This is a genomic window from Vibrio sp. 10N.261.51.F12 (assembly GCF_041471725.1).
GTDB lineage: Bacteria > Pseudomonadota > Gammaproteobacteria > Enterobacterales > Vibrionaceae > Vibrio.
Window position 1 is genome coordinate 141,277 of the sequence record NZ_JBFROV010000014.1, and the last position, 17,595, is coordinate 158,871.

General features: G+C 43.9%; 17 protein-coding genes. 3 read left to right on the top strand and 14 right to left on the bottom strand.

The window, feature by feature from the left end; translation table 11 throughout:
- Nucleotides 1–235: 235 nt before the first annotated feature.
- Genes AB4405_RS07940 through AB4405_RS08005 form a run of 14 tightly spaced genes read right to left on the bottom strand, consistent with a single transcriptional unit; the run spans nucleotide 236 to nucleotide 11,900 of the window.
- Nucleotides 236–874 (bottom strand): OmpA family protein, encoded by a 639-nt coding sequence (locus AB4405_RS07940; RefSeq protein WP_372060336.1) that lies wholly within the window; start codon nucleotides 872–874, stop codon nucleotides 236–238.
- A gap of 8 nt (nucleotides 875–882) precedes the next feature.
- A complete protein-coding gene (locus AB4405_RS07945; protein WP_372060688.1) occupies nucleotides 883–2,520 on the bottom strand; it encodes a pilus assembly protein TadG-related protein in 1,638 nt (545 codons plus the stop codon).
- Nucleotides 2,520–3,062, bottom strand: coding sequence for a tight adherence pilus pseudopilin TadF (gene tadF / locus AB4405_RS07950; RefSeq protein ID WP_372060337.1), 543 nt, complete (start codon nucleotides 3,060–3,062; stop codon nucleotides 2,520–2,522). Before tadF ends, AB4405_RS07945 begins: the two co-directional genes overlap by 1 nt.
- Nucleotides 3,052–3,531, bottom strand: a complete 480-nt coding sequence (locus AB4405_RS07955; protein ID WP_372060338.1) for a TadE/TadG family type IV pilus assembly protein — start codon at nucleotides 3,529–3,531, stop codon at nucleotides 3,052–3,054. Before AB4405_RS07955 ends, tadF begins: the two co-directional genes overlap by 11 nt.
- Nucleotides 3,531–4,253, bottom strand: coding sequence for a tetratricopeptide repeat protein (locus tag AB4405_RS07960; protein ID WP_372060339.1), 723 nt, complete (start codon nucleotides 4,251–4,253; stop codon nucleotides 3,531–3,533). Before AB4405_RS07960 ends, AB4405_RS07955 begins: the two co-directional genes overlap by 1 nt.
- Nucleotides 4,254–4,257: 4 nt before the next feature.
- Nucleotides 4,258–5,106, bottom strand: coding sequence for a type II secretion system F family protein (locus AB4405_RS07965; protein WP_372060340.1), 849 nt, complete (start codon nucleotides 5,104–5,106; stop codon nucleotides 4,258–4,260).
- Entirely contained in the window at nucleotides 5,103–6,005 is a 903-nt protein-coding gene (locus tag AB4405_RS07970) for a type II secretion system F family protein (protein ID WP_372060341.1), read from the bottom strand. The genes AB4405_RS07965 and AB4405_RS07970 overlap by 4 nt, the downstream gene beginning before the upstream one ends.
- Nucleotide 6,006: 1 nt before the next feature.
- The gene (locus tag AB4405_RS07975; protein WP_102470655.1) at nucleotides 6,007–7,278 is read right to left on the bottom strand and encodes a CpaF family protein; all 1,272 of its coding nucleotides are present in this window, start codon (nucleotides 7,276–7,278) and stop codon (nucleotides 6,007–6,009) included.
- Nucleotides 7,275–8,516, bottom strand: a complete 1,242-nt coding sequence (locus tag AB4405_RS07980) for a CpaE family protein (RefSeq protein ID WP_372060342.1) — start codon at nucleotides 8,514–8,516, stop codon at nucleotides 7,275–7,277. Before AB4405_RS07980 ends, AB4405_RS07975 begins: the two co-directional genes overlap by 4 nt.
- Nucleotides 8,516–8,995 carry a hypothetical protein gene (locus AB4405_RS07985; protein ID WP_372060343.1) on the bottom strand — a complete coding sequence of 160 codons (480 nt, stop codon included), beginning with the start codon at nucleotides 8,993–8,995 and terminating at the stop codon, nucleotides 8,516–8,518. The genes AB4405_RS07980 and AB4405_RS07985 overlap by 1 nt, the downstream gene beginning before the upstream one ends.
- Nucleotides 8,992–10,362, bottom strand: a complete 1,371-nt coding sequence (locus tag AB4405_RS07990; protein ID WP_372060344.1) for a type II and III secretion system protein family protein — start codon at nucleotides 10,360–10,362, stop codon at nucleotides 8,992–8,994. The genes AB4405_RS07985 and AB4405_RS07990 overlap by 4 nt, the downstream gene beginning before the upstream one ends.
- On the bottom strand, nucleotides 10,362–11,174 hold the full coding sequence (locus AB4405_RS07995; protein ID WP_372060345.1) for an RcpC/CpaB family pilus assembly protein: 813 nt from the start codon (nucleotides 11,172–11,174) through the stop codon (nucleotides 10,362–10,364). The genes AB4405_RS07990 and AB4405_RS07995 overlap by 1 nt, the downstream gene beginning before the upstream one ends.
- A 17-nt stretch (nucleotides 11,175–11,191) precedes the next feature.
- Complete coding sequence (locus tag AB4405_RS08000; RefSeq protein WP_372060346.1) at nucleotides 11,192–11,629, bottom strand: prepilin peptidase; 438 nt, start codon at nucleotides 11,627–11,629, stop codon at nucleotides 11,192–11,194.
- A gap of 55 nt (nucleotides 11,630–11,684) precedes the next feature.
- A complete protein-coding gene (locus tag AB4405_RS08005; protein WP_372060347.1) occupies nucleotides 11,685–11,900 on the bottom strand; it encodes a Flp family type IVb pilin in 216 nt (71 codons plus the stop codon).
- A 483-nt stretch (nucleotides 11,901–12,383) separates the two neighbouring features.
- On the opposite strand from AB4405_RS08005, the gene AB4405_RS08010 reads away from it, so the two are divergent.
- The 3 genes from AB4405_RS08010 (at nucleotide 12,384) to AB4405_RS08020 (ending at nucleotide 17,526) form a co-directional block, all read left to right on the top strand.
- Nucleotides 12,384–13,274, top strand: coding sequence for a LysR family transcriptional regulator (locus tag AB4405_RS08010; RefSeq protein WP_372060348.1), 891 nt, complete (start codon nucleotides 12,384–12,386; stop codon nucleotides 13,272–13,274).
- A 318-nt stretch (nucleotides 13,275–13,592) separates the two neighbouring features.
- Nucleotides 13,593–15,308 carry a gamma-glutamyltransferase gene (ggt, locus tag AB4405_RS08015; protein WP_372060689.1) on the top strand — a complete coding sequence of 572 codons (1,716 nt, stop codon included), beginning with the start codon at nucleotides 13,593–13,595 and terminating at the stop codon, nucleotides 15,306–15,308.
- 193 nt (nucleotides 15,309–15,501) lie between these two features.
- Complete coding sequence (locus AB4405_RS08020) at nucleotides 15,502–17,526, top strand: alpha-amylase family glycosyl hydrolase (protein ID WP_372060349.1); 2,025 nt, start codon at nucleotides 15,502–15,504, stop codon at nucleotides 17,524–17,526.
- Nucleotides 17,527–17,595 lie beyond the last annotated feature (69 nt).

The following is a 17,595-nucleotide window of genomic DNA, read 5'->3' on the forward strand; positions in this document are numbered from 1 at the left end:
AACCTCATCTGACTTAACAAATACTCGATGTAGATTGAAAACACAAAAAGTGCTCACTTTACAACCAGTAATTTAATATTCCTTATCTTTTGACTATCATATCAGTCCAGATCTCGATTGTCTTTACAACGCTTAATAGAACTGTGAACTTTAGTGACTCACCGTTCATTTATTGCGAATTGAAAGCCATATCCATATAAAATTTCGCTCGAACAAGCGCATATAAAACATGCCATTATTCACTGAGCATTATATCCACTCTTCGGTTACTCGCTCGACCTTGAACAGTGGCATTGGTTGCTATGGGTTTTGTTTCACCAAAGGACTGCATCACCACCTTTTCACGACTAACGCCTTGGAAGAACAGAACATCGGCAGTATTGACGGCACGTTCCAAGCCAAGCCCTTGGTTATAATGAGTTGGCCCTGTACTGTCTGTATGCCCTTCAACGCTCAATTCAACGCCCTGCTTAGCGAGATCTTGTGCGACACGATTGAGTGATTGCCTCGCAATCGGAGACAAATGTGCATTATCAAAGCCAAACTGCAGTCGGGCTACTTGCTTGTCATCTTTGCTATTCGATTCTTCAATATTTTTGTTACTAATGAAGGTATTGCAATTGTCTTGGTTCACTTGCGAACGATTCATTGCCAACAGCGCTTGTTTCAACGCACGATCATTTGATGATTGCTCAATCTGCAAAAAGCCACTGCGATGCTGTCCGATACCGCTCACTGACACTACCTCGGTCGTGTAGCGATACTCGCCATTTTGGTCATTGCAGTATTCAATACGAGTGCTGCTTGAGGAGTGAGCACCAAATGAAAGACTGAGCATCACGACTGGCAGTAAATAAAAACACGGTAATAACATGGGTAGCCTCAATATAATTTGGTTGTGCCGCTCGTTTTTGAGCCTTTACGAATCAGTTCTTCTATTTTTTCAATGAGTTCATCTAGATTAGAGACATCAATAATGTCCTCATCAGCATCGACAACGCAATCTTGAAAACCACTCTGTAGTGAAGCCTTAAAATCAATTCCTATGACACCGATGTACAAACCGGGTATTAACTCTCTTGCTTCATCACACAAGCCAGAGTCAACCAACATTGGAAAAATATTAGATTCAGGTGTTTCTTGCCCATCACTTAAAATAAGCATCATTTTCACTTTGGTTTTATAAGTTTCTAGCTCATCATCATTCGTCGGTTTGCCGTCATTTAGCTCTTGCACGCCTTTTATAACCCCCTGAAAGACCGCTGTGCTGCCATTCGCACTCATTCCTTTAATAGCATTTACATCAGAAAGCTTATTTGTCAGCGCTACATTATAAAATTGAACATTATTCTTGTTACCAAACCCTGAGTAAAGTCGATTATTTGTATCTGTTTGGTAATGAAACTTATAAGTGCCATACTTATCAACTAGCATCTGGTCAACAGACTTTGCATAATCAACATATCTATATCGGTCTAAATGATAAACATTGGTATTGTAAGATCGCCAATCACAAACCCATATCGTTTCTTGAGCATTTCGGTCCCATTCCCATCCACAATATTCATTCCTTTTCCCCCAAGTTATGTTGAGTACACTAATTATTCTTTTAGACTGCCTATGCAAGTTTTTTTTGGTTCTAGATCCGATGCTCGGACAGCTCTCTTTATCCTGTGCACAATCATAGACTTGCCAAGCGTAGTATTCTCGCCAGAGATCCCAGTCCACTTTTTCGAATGACTTAGGTGAAACACTCGTATCAACATTGCTTAAATAGCGGAGTTGACTTGTCGAAAACGCATTACCATTAGTATTTCGATGCCTAACTCGAATGTTAAATGGTACAACACTAATACGATTATTTAGTTTGTCTGCTAAATCGTCTTGTTCTTTATCAGCACATTTTTTAGTTCCATCTGGCTTCGTCTGAATGTCGACACAAAGCAGTTTCTCAGAAATAGTGTTAACCGCTTTTTTCAAGTCATCAATTTTATAAGTTCTACCACCACCCCATTGCCAATTCATTGAACCAGAGAAGTCCGATACAAAAACAATATCAATATTGTTATCCCCTAAATAAGCTGGATACTTCTTTGCTACCGATTGGCCAGTGAGATCTTGAGTCTCATTAAATGAAGGAATAAACGTACTCGAAAACCAAGAATCGTGCGTAGTCTTTACATCGACGGTGTATTGGATAAATTCGAGTGTATCGCTATCAGGTATCGCCTCTTGATACTTCCTTTTCGCCGTCACTTGCGAAGACTTAATATCACGAACATACGCATTCACGTATTTAGTGGCAAACTCGTTTGCACTGCCTTCTTGGTCTGCCATCGTTACCGCAATCGCCGCCGCTTCTGCTGCATCGCCCAACCGGCTTTTTTCTTGCACATACCGAGTGCCTTCTACCGCCCAAAACGTGAACCCCATTATAGGAACCAATGACAGCCCCATCCAGATGGCTGCTACACCGCCTTGTTTTTTAATACTGCGAACACCAATAGACTGTTTCATCATCATCTCCCCGGCATCACAGAACTAGAAGCAATAGTAATCGTCGGGTTTCCACCGTTAGTAAAAGACTCAAACCACGAATCATGTTTTTCACATAACGTCACGCGATAAAGAGGATGGTTGACCCCGTCCTCAACCGGAATGAGATCGCTATACTCATTAATCGAGCCACTATTACACGACATCTGTCCAAACATACGACTACGCAGCTGCGTAACAGTAGGACCGTCTGTCAGGGACTCAATCTGAATCGCGACGTTATTTTGGCTAACGTTCAACATACGCGCTGCAACAATCGCCATATTATCTAAATCTTGCTGTGTGACATTGAAATCAAGCACTTGCCCTTCGGCATCTGCAAAGTAACGCGTTCTTTCTTTGAGTACGTTGACCAAAGCAAAGCTAGAGCGATCCAACTTGGCTCGGACCAATAATTTATGACTCAGGTCAGTCGAGAACAAAAAGATCATACACAATCCCACCAGTACAAACGCGAGCTCAATGGCAAAGGAACCTTGCTGATTTCTGCGAGCGCTAGTTTTCATCACGCCACCCTTCATGCTCTAGGTTAAGTACCATGGTGCGCGTGATTGGGGTCTCGCCATTGCCCCACATTTCAATCATAGGGGAGTACAAATACGTCACGGTGATCTCAGCCAGATCATAGCTAAACGTCAGGTCCTGACTAGAGTGACCTTCATTAGCGACAAACTTATCAAAGGTTTCAAAGTACTTTCCGTCGATAGAAAACTTGCTGCTATCGATCAGGAAGTGCCATAGGTTATCTTGATTCTCTATTAGATCTTTAAAGCGAGTTTCATATTGCTCATGAATACTGCTTCCTTGATAAATCTTGGTGTTACGTATCGTTTCTCTTAACGAATATTCAGTCATGTTAACCACATAAGTTTGATAACTCGACTCAAAAATAGCGAAAGTAGAAAACATCAAGACTAATCCGCCCAATGCAAATTCTATGCTGGTAACACCGAGTTGACGCCGACGAGTGCTCATCAATCCGCGCCAACATAAGCAAACTGTTGAGAAATGGTGACCAATTCACTGGCGTTGTAATCATTTTTCAGCAGCGTTTTAGCATCAGCGACTTGGCCTAACTTAAGCAATGCAATGGCAAGGTTAGCCTTAACCGTGGCATTGGTTGGGTGTTCCTTGATCACCGGTGCGAGCGTTTCAATAACAAGGTCAAAGCGTTGCTGTGCTAGATAAACAACGGCTAAATTGTTTTTAATGGCAATATCATCGTAGCCACGCAATCGAGCGAGATTAAACTGTTGTTTCGCTTCTTCAAATTGATCCGATTGACTGTATGCAACACCAAGAAGCACCCTAACCTTACCTGACGTATTGCCTTGGGCGATCGAATCGTTGTAAGACGCGATCGCACGGTCAAACTGATTGTTTTCAGCGGCTATCTGCCCTTGTAATTGCAAGAGCCCACTATTTACTACATTTTGATCAATAAGATACTGGGAATAGAAACGAGCAGACTCCACGTCACCTTTATCAAAATAGACGTAGGCCAACTGTTCCATTACCTGATAATCTTGTTGGCCACTGGTGAGTTTGGATTTATACAACGCAATCAGGCCGTCGTAATTATTCACTTTTTCCATACCCGAAATCATACTCTGTTCAGACTGTTGCTGACTGGTAGTTTCACAACCGACTAACGCCGCACTTAAAAGTAGCATCACCGCCATTGCATTCCATCGCATACGTTTAACCACCTATATTGATAGACATCTGCATGATGCCTGGTGCAAGAATTAACACAACGATAGGAAACATAATGAATATAATCAACGGTACACTCATCTTTGCCGATAATTGCCCCACTTTTTCCTCTACCGTCAACACTTGTATTTTTCTTATATCTTCCGCCAAGTCGCTCAGTATATGAGCTAGAGAAGAACCGTATTGCAAATTCTGTATTAACGTTAAAACAAAACTTCTAACTGGCGGCGTAGGGAGTCTTTCACTCAAATCATTCAGTGCCTTTTCAAGTCCTTTGATCTTTGCAGAGTCTGAGGTTCGTTTTATTTGGTAGCAAAGGTCGCCATCAAACGCCTCAAGCTCTTTAGATAAGTAACTCAATGTCGCCTCTATTGTCATACCGGTTTGAACACATACCGACATCATGTCTAATAAGTAAGGCAACTGACTCGAGGTTTTTCCAATCAAAGCCTTACGACGCACTTCAAGCAGTAAATCAGGCACCACAATAACGCCAATCAATGCAAATAACCCTACCAACATCTTATTCGTATCAGAAAGCTCCGAAAAAAAGACACCAGTTAAAACCAACAGTAAAAATACGATCTTTGCAGGGAAATAATACTTTGCCCACTCTTTATTGTAATAACCGGCATTGACTAATTTTTGCTCCAGTTCTTTTTGGCTGCCTTTGCCAAACCGTACCAATAGTCGATTGATGGCCGTCGGGCCTCGATTTGACTCTTCTTCAACAAAACCAGCAATACGTTTGCGGCGTTGTTCATAACGTAATGAATTTACGACAAAATACAACAGAGCGCCGAGTACGACGAGAAAAGCAATAATCAGAATCATGTCCTTACTCCTTTGACCAGCAGCCACACAATTGCCAATCCTATAAACTCACTCGCGACGACATAATACAGAATGTATTGCCCTCTCTCGTCATGGAGAATAAAATCCACGCTACCCGGATTGATATAATTAAGAAGAATGATGAATGCTAAAGGAATAGCGGCGACAATCTTTGCAGAGATTCTCGCTTCTGATGTCATTGCCATTTTCTTTTTATCGAGCGTTCTAGCATCAACCAGAACGCGAATAAGCCTCGCCAATACGCCTTTTAACTGGCCGCCGCGGCTGATATTGGCCTTAAGTGTCACCGTAAAAAACAAAAATTCTGGATAAGGGTAGTTTTTGCAAGAACGTTGCAGCACCAACTCTGGCGGCTCACCCATTTTTAATCGCTCACCCATCTTCTTAAATTCACGACCAATAGTGTTGTCCATCGAACTGCCAACATACGTGATGGCTTGCATTAAACTGTCACCCGCCGTTACGGCGCTCATCAGGATATTCAGTGCATCCGGGAACGTATTTTCAAAGTCCTTGCGCTTTTTATTGGACAGGTATCGGTAACCGACAAGCATGGACACCAACACGATAACGCCTGAAACCCAAGTATTGCGAATCGCCAGTAGTTCAAAGATGACATACCAAGATCCAACCACCACGCAGAGGGTGTACAGTAAAATATAGAGAGGAAAACGCGGCCCTAACACTTGCAGCGTAGGAGAGATGGAATCTTTAAATTTCTGCCAATTTCGTTTACCTGCGAGTGTGCCTACGTTGACAGCTTTCAGGTTTTCAACCTCAACACTCTCAACAGCAAAAAAATGGTCGACTTTTTTCGACTTTGAATCACTCATGAGTAATAAGGCAACAGCAAAAAGTATCAGTGAGATCCACAACATGCTACGCCCCTCTAAATGAAGCCATCAGATCGTCATACAAACCAAAGAATTGCGCTTTTTTTACTAGCTCTGAACGCTGCATGATACCGTTCGTCACATACTCACCTTGTACGGTTTCACTGAAAGTGGTGTCGTCAGATTGGAAGCGATAGATCTCTTCCATCACAACACTTTCGCCTTCCAGCCCCACTATCTCCGCAATACTTGTGATCTTCCTTGTGCCGTCTCGCATTCTATTCACTTGCACGATCAGCTGAACCGCGCTGACAATTGTGCGGCGAATAGCATCCAGTGGCTGGTTGAGATTGGCCATCATCACCATGGACTCGACACGAGCAATCGCGTCTCTCGGTGTATTGGCGTGCAATGTCGACATAGAGCCATCATGGCCGGTGTTCATCGCTTGAAGCATCTCGAAGGCCTCTGAGCCACGACACTCGCCTAAAATAATGCGGTCGGGGCGCATACGCAGCGCATTGATCACCAAATCTCGCTGTGACACTGCGCCTGTTTGTTCAATACTCGAGGTACGCGTCTCTAGCCTGACCAAGTTAGGTTGTTGTAAGCGCAGTTCGGCAGCATCTTCAATGGTGATGACTCGTTCATCATCGGCAATATAATTCGACAAGGCGTTCAATAAGGTCGTTTTACCAGAGCCTGTACCACCAGAAATCAGAATATTCATACGGCAACGCGACGCAATCATGAGCACACGCGCCATATCCATAGACATCGACCCAAACCCAATTAAGTCTTCAAAGCCAATATTTTGCTCGCGAAATTTACGAATGGAGATCGAGGTGCCATCAAGGGCAATCGGTGGGATAACAATATTAACACGACTGCCATCTTCAAGCCGCGCATCTACCGTGGGTGATAATTCATCAACACGTCGACCGACACGTGATGCAATGCGTTTGGCAATCGAAAGTAGTAACTCCTCATTGACAAACGTCACCTCAGATTGATGCACCTTACCATGACGCTCAAAGAAGATATGGTTAGGACCGTTAACCATGATATCGGTAATTGATTGATCTTCAATCAACGGCTGTAATGGGCCCAAGCCAAATAGCTCATCAATTAAGCTTTTTACTAGACCCGATTTCATCACCGATGTGATCGGTCGTTGATAGTTGGATGCAAGCAGGTCAACCGCACTTTGAATCTGCGATTCGATATCTCTGCGGCTCATTTTTTGCACCGCCTCGGCATCCAGCGCTTCAAATATCTGGCTACGGAACGCTAAATACAGCTCTTTGTTCGAACTCATTTCTTACTCGCTCGCTTAAACCACTGTGTTAACCCTTTAGTCTCAACAGGTTGGCCATTGATCAGTTTCATGAGGGAGTCCATCGCACGGCTGATATTCCGATCATGCTTATGAGCTCTTTTACCATCGATGATGATGTGTGAGAGATTTTTGCAATAACCAATCTCGAGATTGATGTCTGCCCCAACGTATTTTTTGAGGTCAGCCGATTGCAACACGAACGCGCCATCTGGACGGTGATAGTTCGCCACTGTAATTACACGCGTGCGTTTTGACAACGCCAACTGAAGGTTTTCGATTCGCTCATATAAGCGTTTGGCGTTGCGTACCGCTGAAACCGAGGCGTCGAACACAATCACCACCACATCGAAATTATCCACCAGCAATTGCGCCTCGACTTTAAAGTCAACGCTGCCAGAAAAGTCTTCAACAATAAAATTGGTGTTTCGAGCGAGAAGCTCGCACAGCGTTTGGTTGTAATTAAGAATATCGTTCTGACTCATGTTGCCATCAATCGATAACAAACGAAGATTTTTGCGAGCAGAATGGAGGTAGCTCAATGCCCCCTCTTCATCCATTTCATGCAATGGTGCGGTAAATTCATCGATCGCCTTAGGCTTAAAATCTTTAAGCCCCATCAACACGTCGATGTTGCTGTCCGTATACTGGTGATCCACTAAAATCGTGTCGGTACCTTGAGTCGATAACAAGGAGCTCAACTCGGTAGCAATAAAGGAGGTACCCGTACCGCCCTTCGCGCCGACAATCGCTACTCGTTTTGCCTTACGCTGCTGACTCACGCCAGAGAAGGTTTTCAGGTTCTTATTTACATGGGTTAAGAAGTCCGCAAACTCTTGCTTATTAACCGGCCAAAACACGTAGTAAAAGCCCATTTCTTTCAACGAACGTAGCGTCGAGATCGCGTCTTCCTTACCTATGACAACCACCCCCTTGTGAGTTGGCAGTTTGCTGGCAAACGCCTTGGCATCTTCAACCACATTCGATGACTCATTGAGTTCCAATAACACAATATGGCTGTTTTGTTGTTCAGAAAACTTACCAACGCCTTGAGATGCTTTCATACAAGTTGGATCGTTCCAACCCTCAAAGCGAAATACCTCGCTAACGAGGTCAAGACATTCTTGCGATTGATAGATTAGCGTACAACCCGACACCCCTTTAGCCACTTTAGGGGCGGCTTTGCTCTTGGTACTCAGGGCTTTTGAAAGATCAAACATTAATTACCTCCCAATAAGCGCGATTTATTGGCTACTTGCTTTAGCCTTGCCGATTCAGAAAAACAATTGGTCTGAGAGTGTTCAAACCCTATTTGTGCGGCATGGCACTCTTCCGTTTGAAGTGCATAAAAGGTGACCTGCACTTCCAAATCACTGAGTAATTGGGTGTTTTTGGCTAACGTCACCTTGTGTTTCTTTATTTTTAGTGCCGGATAGTCATTGATGATGCGTTCTATCAACACTTTTCCTGCATCATTTCGATACTCGATGCTATACAATGCGCCGGTATCTTCACCTTCAACCGCACTAAACAACGCGCTCAATCTTTGTTGGGCTTGTTTTTCGTCCTGGATGGACATCTCGACGGTGTGACGCTGCTGGTACACTAACGCTTCCAGGCCATTGCCACCAAAGTATCGCTCTGAGGCACAGCCTGACAGTAATAATGCGGCGCTAAGTATCAAGATTCTGAATGTCATTGGATAAACCCTCCTTGGGAAAGCAAGCGAATGGTTGCGTCAGAAGGCGTTGCATAGTCGTGGTCTGATTCAATATTGAGCCAACGCAAGAGCGTTGAGGTTTTTCTCATTGTAGGGAGTTGAATGTCGGTCGGTTTTATCGGCTGTACTAGGTTCACCGTTGCAACAATGATGAGTTCGGTTCGTTTTCTTTCCGTCACCGATTTTCTAAATGCTGCGCCAATGACTGGAATATCGCCAACCAAGGGGATTTTTTGCATCTCTTCAAAATCAGCGCTGCTCATTAAGCCGCCCAACACAAAGCTGTCACCATCCGCCAGTTCGATTGTGGTCATGGCGCGGCGAGACGTCAGTTGAGGCACTTCAATACCCGCAGCTTGCACGTACTTTTCAACCTCGCTGACTTCTGGAAAAAGCTGCATTCGAATCTTATCTTCGCTCAACACCTTAGCGGTAAGGTCAAGTCGGATACCATATTCTTTAAACGTGATATTCGTGCTGCCAGTATTAGTGACAACGACGGGAACTTCCCCTCCTACCAAAAAGCTTGCCGATTCACCAGATAATACCGTGAGGTTTGGTTCAGCCAGCACTTGAGCGATATCTTCGTTGCCTAACGCATTGATCACGGTTGTCAAATTGGCCGCCTCAAATTGATTGAAGACAAACTCACCGACATCGGCGCCAAGCGAGCCCCAATCGACGCCAATCGTCTCACCAAATGATTCGGTGACTTGTGCAACAGAAATTTTGACGTTCACTTGCTGGACAGTTGCCACTTCTAACCGTTCAACAATTCCTTCCCACGTCATGTTTCTGGCAAACACCATGCTTTCAGGTTCTTCCAAATCAATGCCATCAGCCGTAAACTTGAGTTTTTCCGCTTTGTCCCATCGTTCCGTTTTTTCACGTCCGAGCATCGTCGCCACTAAACGATAAACCTCATCACGCTCTTGTTCAGTATTAACAACACCGCTTACCGCGACCTGTTCGCCAATCGATTCAAGTTTTATTTCAGCGTCTGGGAAATGAAATTTTACTTGTCGACGCAATTGAGAGAGGTCTAGATCAACGATAATTCTATCGGATAACAACACATCTTCTTGCATGCCGTAGACGATCAGACGGGATTGACCCATACTATTCGCAAACACGACCAATGTCGTCTCATTGATAATTTTGTAATCGGCGATATCCGGATTGCTAATAAACACCTTACCGATAGGAACCGGTAATTGGATATGCCTGCCATCGTTAATAGTAATGTAACGGTCGGCGGAAAATACAGATGAAGAACTCAATGAACCAATAGTGCAGATTAAAAATACAAACAGGTTAAACGACGACAATTTTATCCAGCTCACCATCACATCGCTTCTCCAGAGTTACGGCTATTACCTCGAAATTCTTCCACACCAATGTAATTATCCATAATATTGCGTACTTCCGCGTGGGCGGGTTTGGTATAAATCTGACTGCGATAAATCTCTATATGCATAGTACGCTGAGCTAGTGCCAACTTAGCAAGGTCATCAGGGTGAACTTCGATAATGATCGTGGTCATATCTTTTTGCTTGTTCGGCGTACGAATGGAGATATCACTGCTACCATCTCCAACATTTAGTACTTTGATATCTTTGAGAAAAATAGAAGATTTTACTCCTTTAAAGCGTTTGGGTCTATCCGCATTCTCTGCCAAGTTTATATTTGGTGAGCTTACAGTAAGCACATCGATGAATGCACCGGGACGGATGTAATCATTGATTAAGTTATGGTTACTGACTTTTAATGGATAAAGTGTCATACCTTCGGTAATCAATAAATCAATATAACCAGGTTCCGATCGGCTCGTTTGATATTCAGGCATCACGATGGCACCTTGATTGATTGAGGTATTAGTTAACGTGCTGGGATCAAAATCAATCGTCGTATCTTCTTTCAGGCCAAATTGTAAGGCACTGCTAAATGATAACTGCGTTTTTATCACTTGATTTGTTTTGATTGACGTGCCCTTTGGGATAAAACCGACAGCTTTCCAGACAGTCACATGCTTTTCATCAACGACCGCCATCACCTTTTCAGTTTTTTCTTCTTGTGGTTTTTTAAGTAAGTCGACTAAACCGAACACTCCAATCACCAGCGCCGTTAATGCCACGAGTAGAACTATTCTTGAACGCATATAATGACAACTTTAAGTTATGAGTGACTAAGCTGATGATGGTAGCTCAGAATACTAAGATAGAAACCGATACTAATGGCTACCCCATAAGGCAAGGTTACGTCTTTGATCCGGCTACCAGGTGTAAATTTATGCTTGACATAGTAAACAAGGATCAACGGTACACCACTAAAAGCAGTAAGTAGCAACGCTTCGACTATTAAATTAATCGGCAACGAAAGGGATAATACCGTAATGTATTTAACGTCCCCTCCTCCAATCCAACCAAATTTATAAACAATCAACCCCAGCGAGAACACAATGAACATAGACTCTACGTTGATCTCATGTTTTAGAAACGCCACTTGAAATAATAAAAATAAGCACAACAGTCTATTAGAAATAGTTCTCATTTTAATATCATATAAAGATACCAAAACACACATGGCCAATAGAACACCTAAATAATCACTCATGAATTAGCGTCATATATTGAGCACCATTAATAATGCCCAATACAGTTTCCTATTATCAGCCTTCCACTTTTGCCGGTGTTAATGCGTCTTTTATATCACCAAAAATCGTCGTGAGAAGCGCTCCAATACCGTCAGTTCCGCTAAATGCTGCAGCTAAAGCTGTAGCAGTTGCCACAGCAATCAAACCATATTCAATCGCAGTAACACCACGCTCGTCATTTTTAAACTCAGTCATCAAATTTGATGCTTTTACATATAGTTGAGTAAACATATCTTTCCCTTTTATAAATAATTCCCCAATGCCCAACTATTCTAAATCCGTAACTGATATGTATAAAAATAGAAGCCATCTAAAAAATCGATAGCTTTATGTCATAAACGCGTCAATTTTCACTTGCAAATAACTGATCCACATAATTTAACACGATAAAACATGCAGTTACATTTTAAAACATCCAGAATCTCAACCATATGAGCGGCTATGCACTAAGCCATAAAGTGTGGCACGGATCTCAAAAATAAAACAAAACGTCATACTATCTAAAATGAAAATATCTGCCCGAAACGTGATGAAGTCGCATATAGAGCAATAAATCTAACTCTAATTTATAAATTGCACATAATTTCCGCGTTATACCTCACTCATACCTTGCCTCGCCTTGTCAAAATATAGTTAAGACGGTATCGTATTGTTCATAACTATAAGTAAAACTATTAATAAAATTTAGATTAAAAAAACATCGGGGAACTATTCATGAAGCTTCAATTTGAAAACATCGTTTCATTCGTAGCGGTCGTTAACGAAGGTTCTTTTAGTTCTGCTGCCAGAAAATTGGGGAAATCTCAATCAACCGTCAGTACTGCCGTACAAAACTTAGAATCAGACCTAGGGTTTGAACTGTTTAACCGACAACATGCAAAAATATCATTGACCCATAAAGGTAAGCGGCTATTTCATCTTTCCAGTCCTGTCATTGGAAAATATAAAGAACTGGTGACAGCTGCCAAGCAAATGAACATTTCTGAACAGATTGTCTATCGTGTCGGTATTGATCCTCTCATTTTTAATGACAAGGCCAAGCAAGCACTTTTAGATTTTTCAGAAGCGTTCCCTAATGTTGACCTCCATGTGGTGACAAAGCCCAGCACTATTCTTGGTAATTACCTCAATGAAGGTAAGATCGACTTGGCATTAGGTAACCCCTATCACAAAACGAATAATGACTTTAATATCGAAGAGCTATACCAGGCTAATTGTTGGTGGGTGAGCCATAAAGATGTGCCACTAGATGATAAGGATACGCCTGTGCGTGTTTTATTGATGGACGGTGCCGATGAATTACTGAATTTTTCATCGATTGTTTCACACAACCTATGGCGCTTAGACGATTTAGCAACCATTGTTGACTTATGCCTCGCCAAAAAAGGCATCGCGTTTCTTCCAGAGCATGTTCTAAACGAATCAAATCGCAACAAAGGGCTGCGTGTCATCAGCGATCATCCAGATTTTTGTGGTAAAAAGGTCGTGGCTTCACTCTATTGGCCTGTGCACTCCGATTTTGATCTGTTTAACAACTGGATTCAAAGCCAGCTGAAACGCAGAACGACAACGCCTCGCGAATTTGTTGCTGACCTTACGCAATGATCATATGAAGCACTCATTGGTGCCATACCTATGTACCTATGTACCTATGTACCTACGAGTGCTGATAAGCTGAGTTTCAACGTCAACGCGTGCAATAAACCGACTATTAAAGCGTCATTCCAACGTTAGCCTTCCTGCTTTAATTTGGCACTACCTCTCACTAATCAATACTCTGATCTCAAATCGAGGGGTTTCTTTTGACAACGCATTGCCAACCCTTGGCTTGTCACCGACACTTAACCACCTCCCTTTTTAGTGACTCAATAAGGATCGTTCATGGCACGTTACTTTCCCTTAAAACCTCTATTACCATTGCTAATGATAGCGATGACAAACTCAGCCATCGCTTCGCAACAAGCAACCGATGCATTTGCGCCCGAGCCCACCACTCACGTAGAAAGCAAATCTATTGTTAGTGCGACAGATTGGATGGTCACTGCCGCGAACCCGACGGCGACTAAAGCAGGTTCCGATGTTCTTGCTCGAGGCGGCAATGCCATTGATGCAATGGTGGCGATTCAGCTTACACTCGGTCTTGTAGAGCCTCAATCAAGTGGTATCGGCGGCGGATCGTTCCTTGTGTATTGGGATGCGGAGACCAATAAACTGACTACTTTTGATGGCCGAGAAACCGCACCACAAAAAGCAACGGGCGACCTTTTCATCGATGAAAACGGCAAACCGATGAAGTTTTATGATGCCGTTGTTGGCGGACGCTCTGTGGGTACGCCAGGTACAGTAAAACTACTTTGGGATACCCACCAAAAATACGGCAAACTAAGTTGGGCATCGCTAATTCAACCAACGGTTACACTCGCAAAAAACGGTTTTCCAATCAGTGAACGACTGGCTTCGCTTATTGAACGAGACAAAGAATTCGTTTCACGCCACCCAGATACACGCCAGTATTTATTAGACAGTAACGGCAATGCAAAAACACAAGGCACGATTCTTAAGAACCCAGAGTATGCGAATACACTCACCTTAATCGCAGACAAAGGCGCGGATGGCTTCTACAAAGGCGCGGTGGCCCAATCGATTGTCGACGCCGTCAGCAATGTCAAAAGAAACCCTGGTCTCCTCAGCCAGCAAGACCTGACGAATTATGCCGTCGTAGAACGAACGCCTGTTTGTGCTCCGTATAAGCAATACGATATCTGTGGCATGGGACCACCAAGCAGCGGAGCGCTTACGATTGGTCAAATATTGATGACCGTTGAGCCATTCAACCTAGAAAAAACCGGGGCTAATAATCCAATAAGTTGGCAGATCCTCGCCGATGCTTCGCGTCTCGCGTTTGCAGACAGAGGTATGTATATGGCAGACAGTGATTTCTATGATGTCCCCTCCGATGCGCTCCTTAATAAGGAGTACATCGCGACAAGAAGCGCCCTCATCACTCCGGGCAAAGCATTGCAAAGCGCACCCGCTGGAACACCGACTAAAGACCTTGCTCTCGTTTCAAAAGACCAATCTATTGAGTTACCTTCAACCACCCATTTCAACGTAATTGATTCTGAAGGCAACGTGGTTTCCATGACCTCTTCGGTTGAAAACCTATTTGGCTCACGCGTGATGGCGTCGGGTTTTCTGCTAAACAATGAGCTCACTGACTTTTCTTTTGTGGCCGAAAAAGACGGTAACCCCATCGCTAACCGCATAGAACCTGGGAAACGACCACGCTCATCAATGTCACCAACCATAGTGATGAAAGACGACAAGCCATATATGGCAATCGGTTCGCCTGGCGGTAGCCGCATTATCGGCTATGTAGCGCAAAGCATTATCGCGCATATTGACTGGGGAATGGATATCCAACAAGCGATCAACCAACCTAAAATGATCAACCGCTTTGGTGAGATGGACCTAGAAAGTGGCACGCCACTCACCCAGTTTTCTCAGCCATTCGAAAAAATGGGCTATAAGGTCAAAGCCCGAGATCTTAACTCCGGTTTACACGCGATTCGAGTGACCGAAAAAGGGCTAGAAGGCGCAGCCGACCCAAGACGGGAAGGTATTGCCATCGGGAATTAGTTTTATTTTTTGCTCGTAAAGACACAAAACACGACGCCCATCACGCTAAATTTCTATGTACTGGAACCAAGCGTGATAGGGCTCTCTCAGCCTTATTCCTCCTCCCTATCTCCTCTTAGTATGGTGGATTTTTCTTCACCTCATTTCGTTCATCATTCACGTTGCCCTACTATAAAAACGAAAAGGACATCACGTGAAACCGATAAAAACGGCACTCTATCTATCCATCACTTCTGCTTTGATTTTTGGTTGTGCTTCAGAGTCGACGACCCCCTCTGATCAAACGAAACCGACATTTTATAGCTGTGATGCTTCAAATATTTCAGCCGCCAACGACCTTCGAATCTATCAAGTCATGGTCGAAAGCTTCGTCAATGGCGACGACAGTATTGGTCATGGCACCGGTTACGGTACTAGTCACCATATGGGTGACATACAAGGGATCATCGATTCACTCGACTATATCCAATCCCTAGGCATGAACGGTCTCTGGCTGACCCCTATTTTTAATTCCCAACCTATTAGTGGCCAAGATCATTGGGCGGATAGGCTGGATGCCACCGGTTATTTCGCAACTAACTATTTTGAGATTGATCCGCGATTTGGCACATTGGAAGACGCGAAGCGTTTAGTAGACGAAGCACACGCTCGCGGCATGTATGTATTCTTTGATGGCGTATTTGGTCATCACAAAAGTAATGTAGTTCCTTCACCATCTGGGCTTACCCCTGTTGGAAGTGACAACCCAGTTAGCTACCCAGAAAGCCTTCCCTTCTACAAAGAAGTGGCCGAATATTGGATTAAGGAACTAAAAATTGATGGTTGGCGTCTTGATCAAGCCTACCAAGTTCCTACTGATGCATGGCAAGAAATCCGTAAGGCCGTCGATGAAGCATCAAATTCCGTGACGTATGCCGACAAAGACGGCAAGCAAGTCAACCCACTGGGTTATATGGTGGCAGAGATTTGGGCTGGCGAGAATAAGATCATTGAAACCGGTTACGGAACGGATAGCGCACCTGCGCTTTGTTCAGCCTTTGATTTTCCTGTTCGCTATCGCTTAGTCGAAACATTTGCCGTCAATGAGTCGGGTGTTGGTGGTAAAGGTGGAGAGTGGCTGGCAGAAGGAATGAGCCTTCATTCACTCTACCCAGATCACGCCAAACCAAACCTGATGCTTGGCAATCATGACCTCGTGCGCTTTGGCGATCTGATACAACGTGGAAATCTAGCGGATCCAGAAGACAACGAATATTGGCAGCGATACAAGGCGGTTTTATCGTTTCAAGCCGCCTATACTGGACCAATTACCGCCTACTATGGCGATGAAATTGGTGATGAGCTAGAAGGGTTTGCCAGCCGTATTGAAAATGACTGTGCGATTATCGGTAAATGTGATGACCATGTGGCTCGCACCAGCGGTGTCGTCGAGGGTGTCAACGCCACTCTTGATCCCAAACAAGCTGACCTTAAAACATACTTCACGGAATTAATGACGCTTCGTGAGCAACACCCTGCTCTGGCCAGAGGTGCGAGAACTAACATCATCGCCAATGCCACCACCTATGCGGATGTAAAACAATATGAGGGGAATGCTATTCTTTACGTCCTTAACGTATCGGATAATACCCAACAGATCTCAATAGCGAATGAAACACTCGCTTCCAACACCACGCTAACGGACCTACAATCCAACGAGCGTATTAGCCTCACGTCTGGTCATTACTCGATTGATCTTGCCCCCTTCCAAGGCCGATTCTTGAATATTGATCAACCTAGCGGCGCGGCACCCATAGCATTCGTTGCGGCGGCCTCACAAGCTACGGGAGACTCATTTATGAGCGCTTGTGATAACCCAACAGTATCTGAGTCTGGCCCAATCAATGAATCATTGTATGTGGTCGGCGATTTTACCGATTCCAATTGGAAACATTCTTCATCTCGGGCATTTGAATACAAAGGGGACGGCGTGTATCAAGTCGTCGTCTCAGAAAAGCCCGGAAGTTATCGAATGCAATATGCGACTAAAGATTGGAAGCCACAATTTACCGCTGAAGGGTTAAGCCTTAAATTTGGCCAAGAAAACACCCTGAAATTTGGCGGCTACGGCAAAGACACGGCGGTGACAATTTTAGAAGAAGGACGCTATGTTTGGAGTCTGAAATTTGATGATGCTGGCACACCGCTCAATATTTTAGCGGCAAAATGCGCCCAATAAATAGCCGTAAAATCGGCGGCATAAGTATCGATAACCGCTGTATCGACAAATCAAGCAGCAGCAATTCAA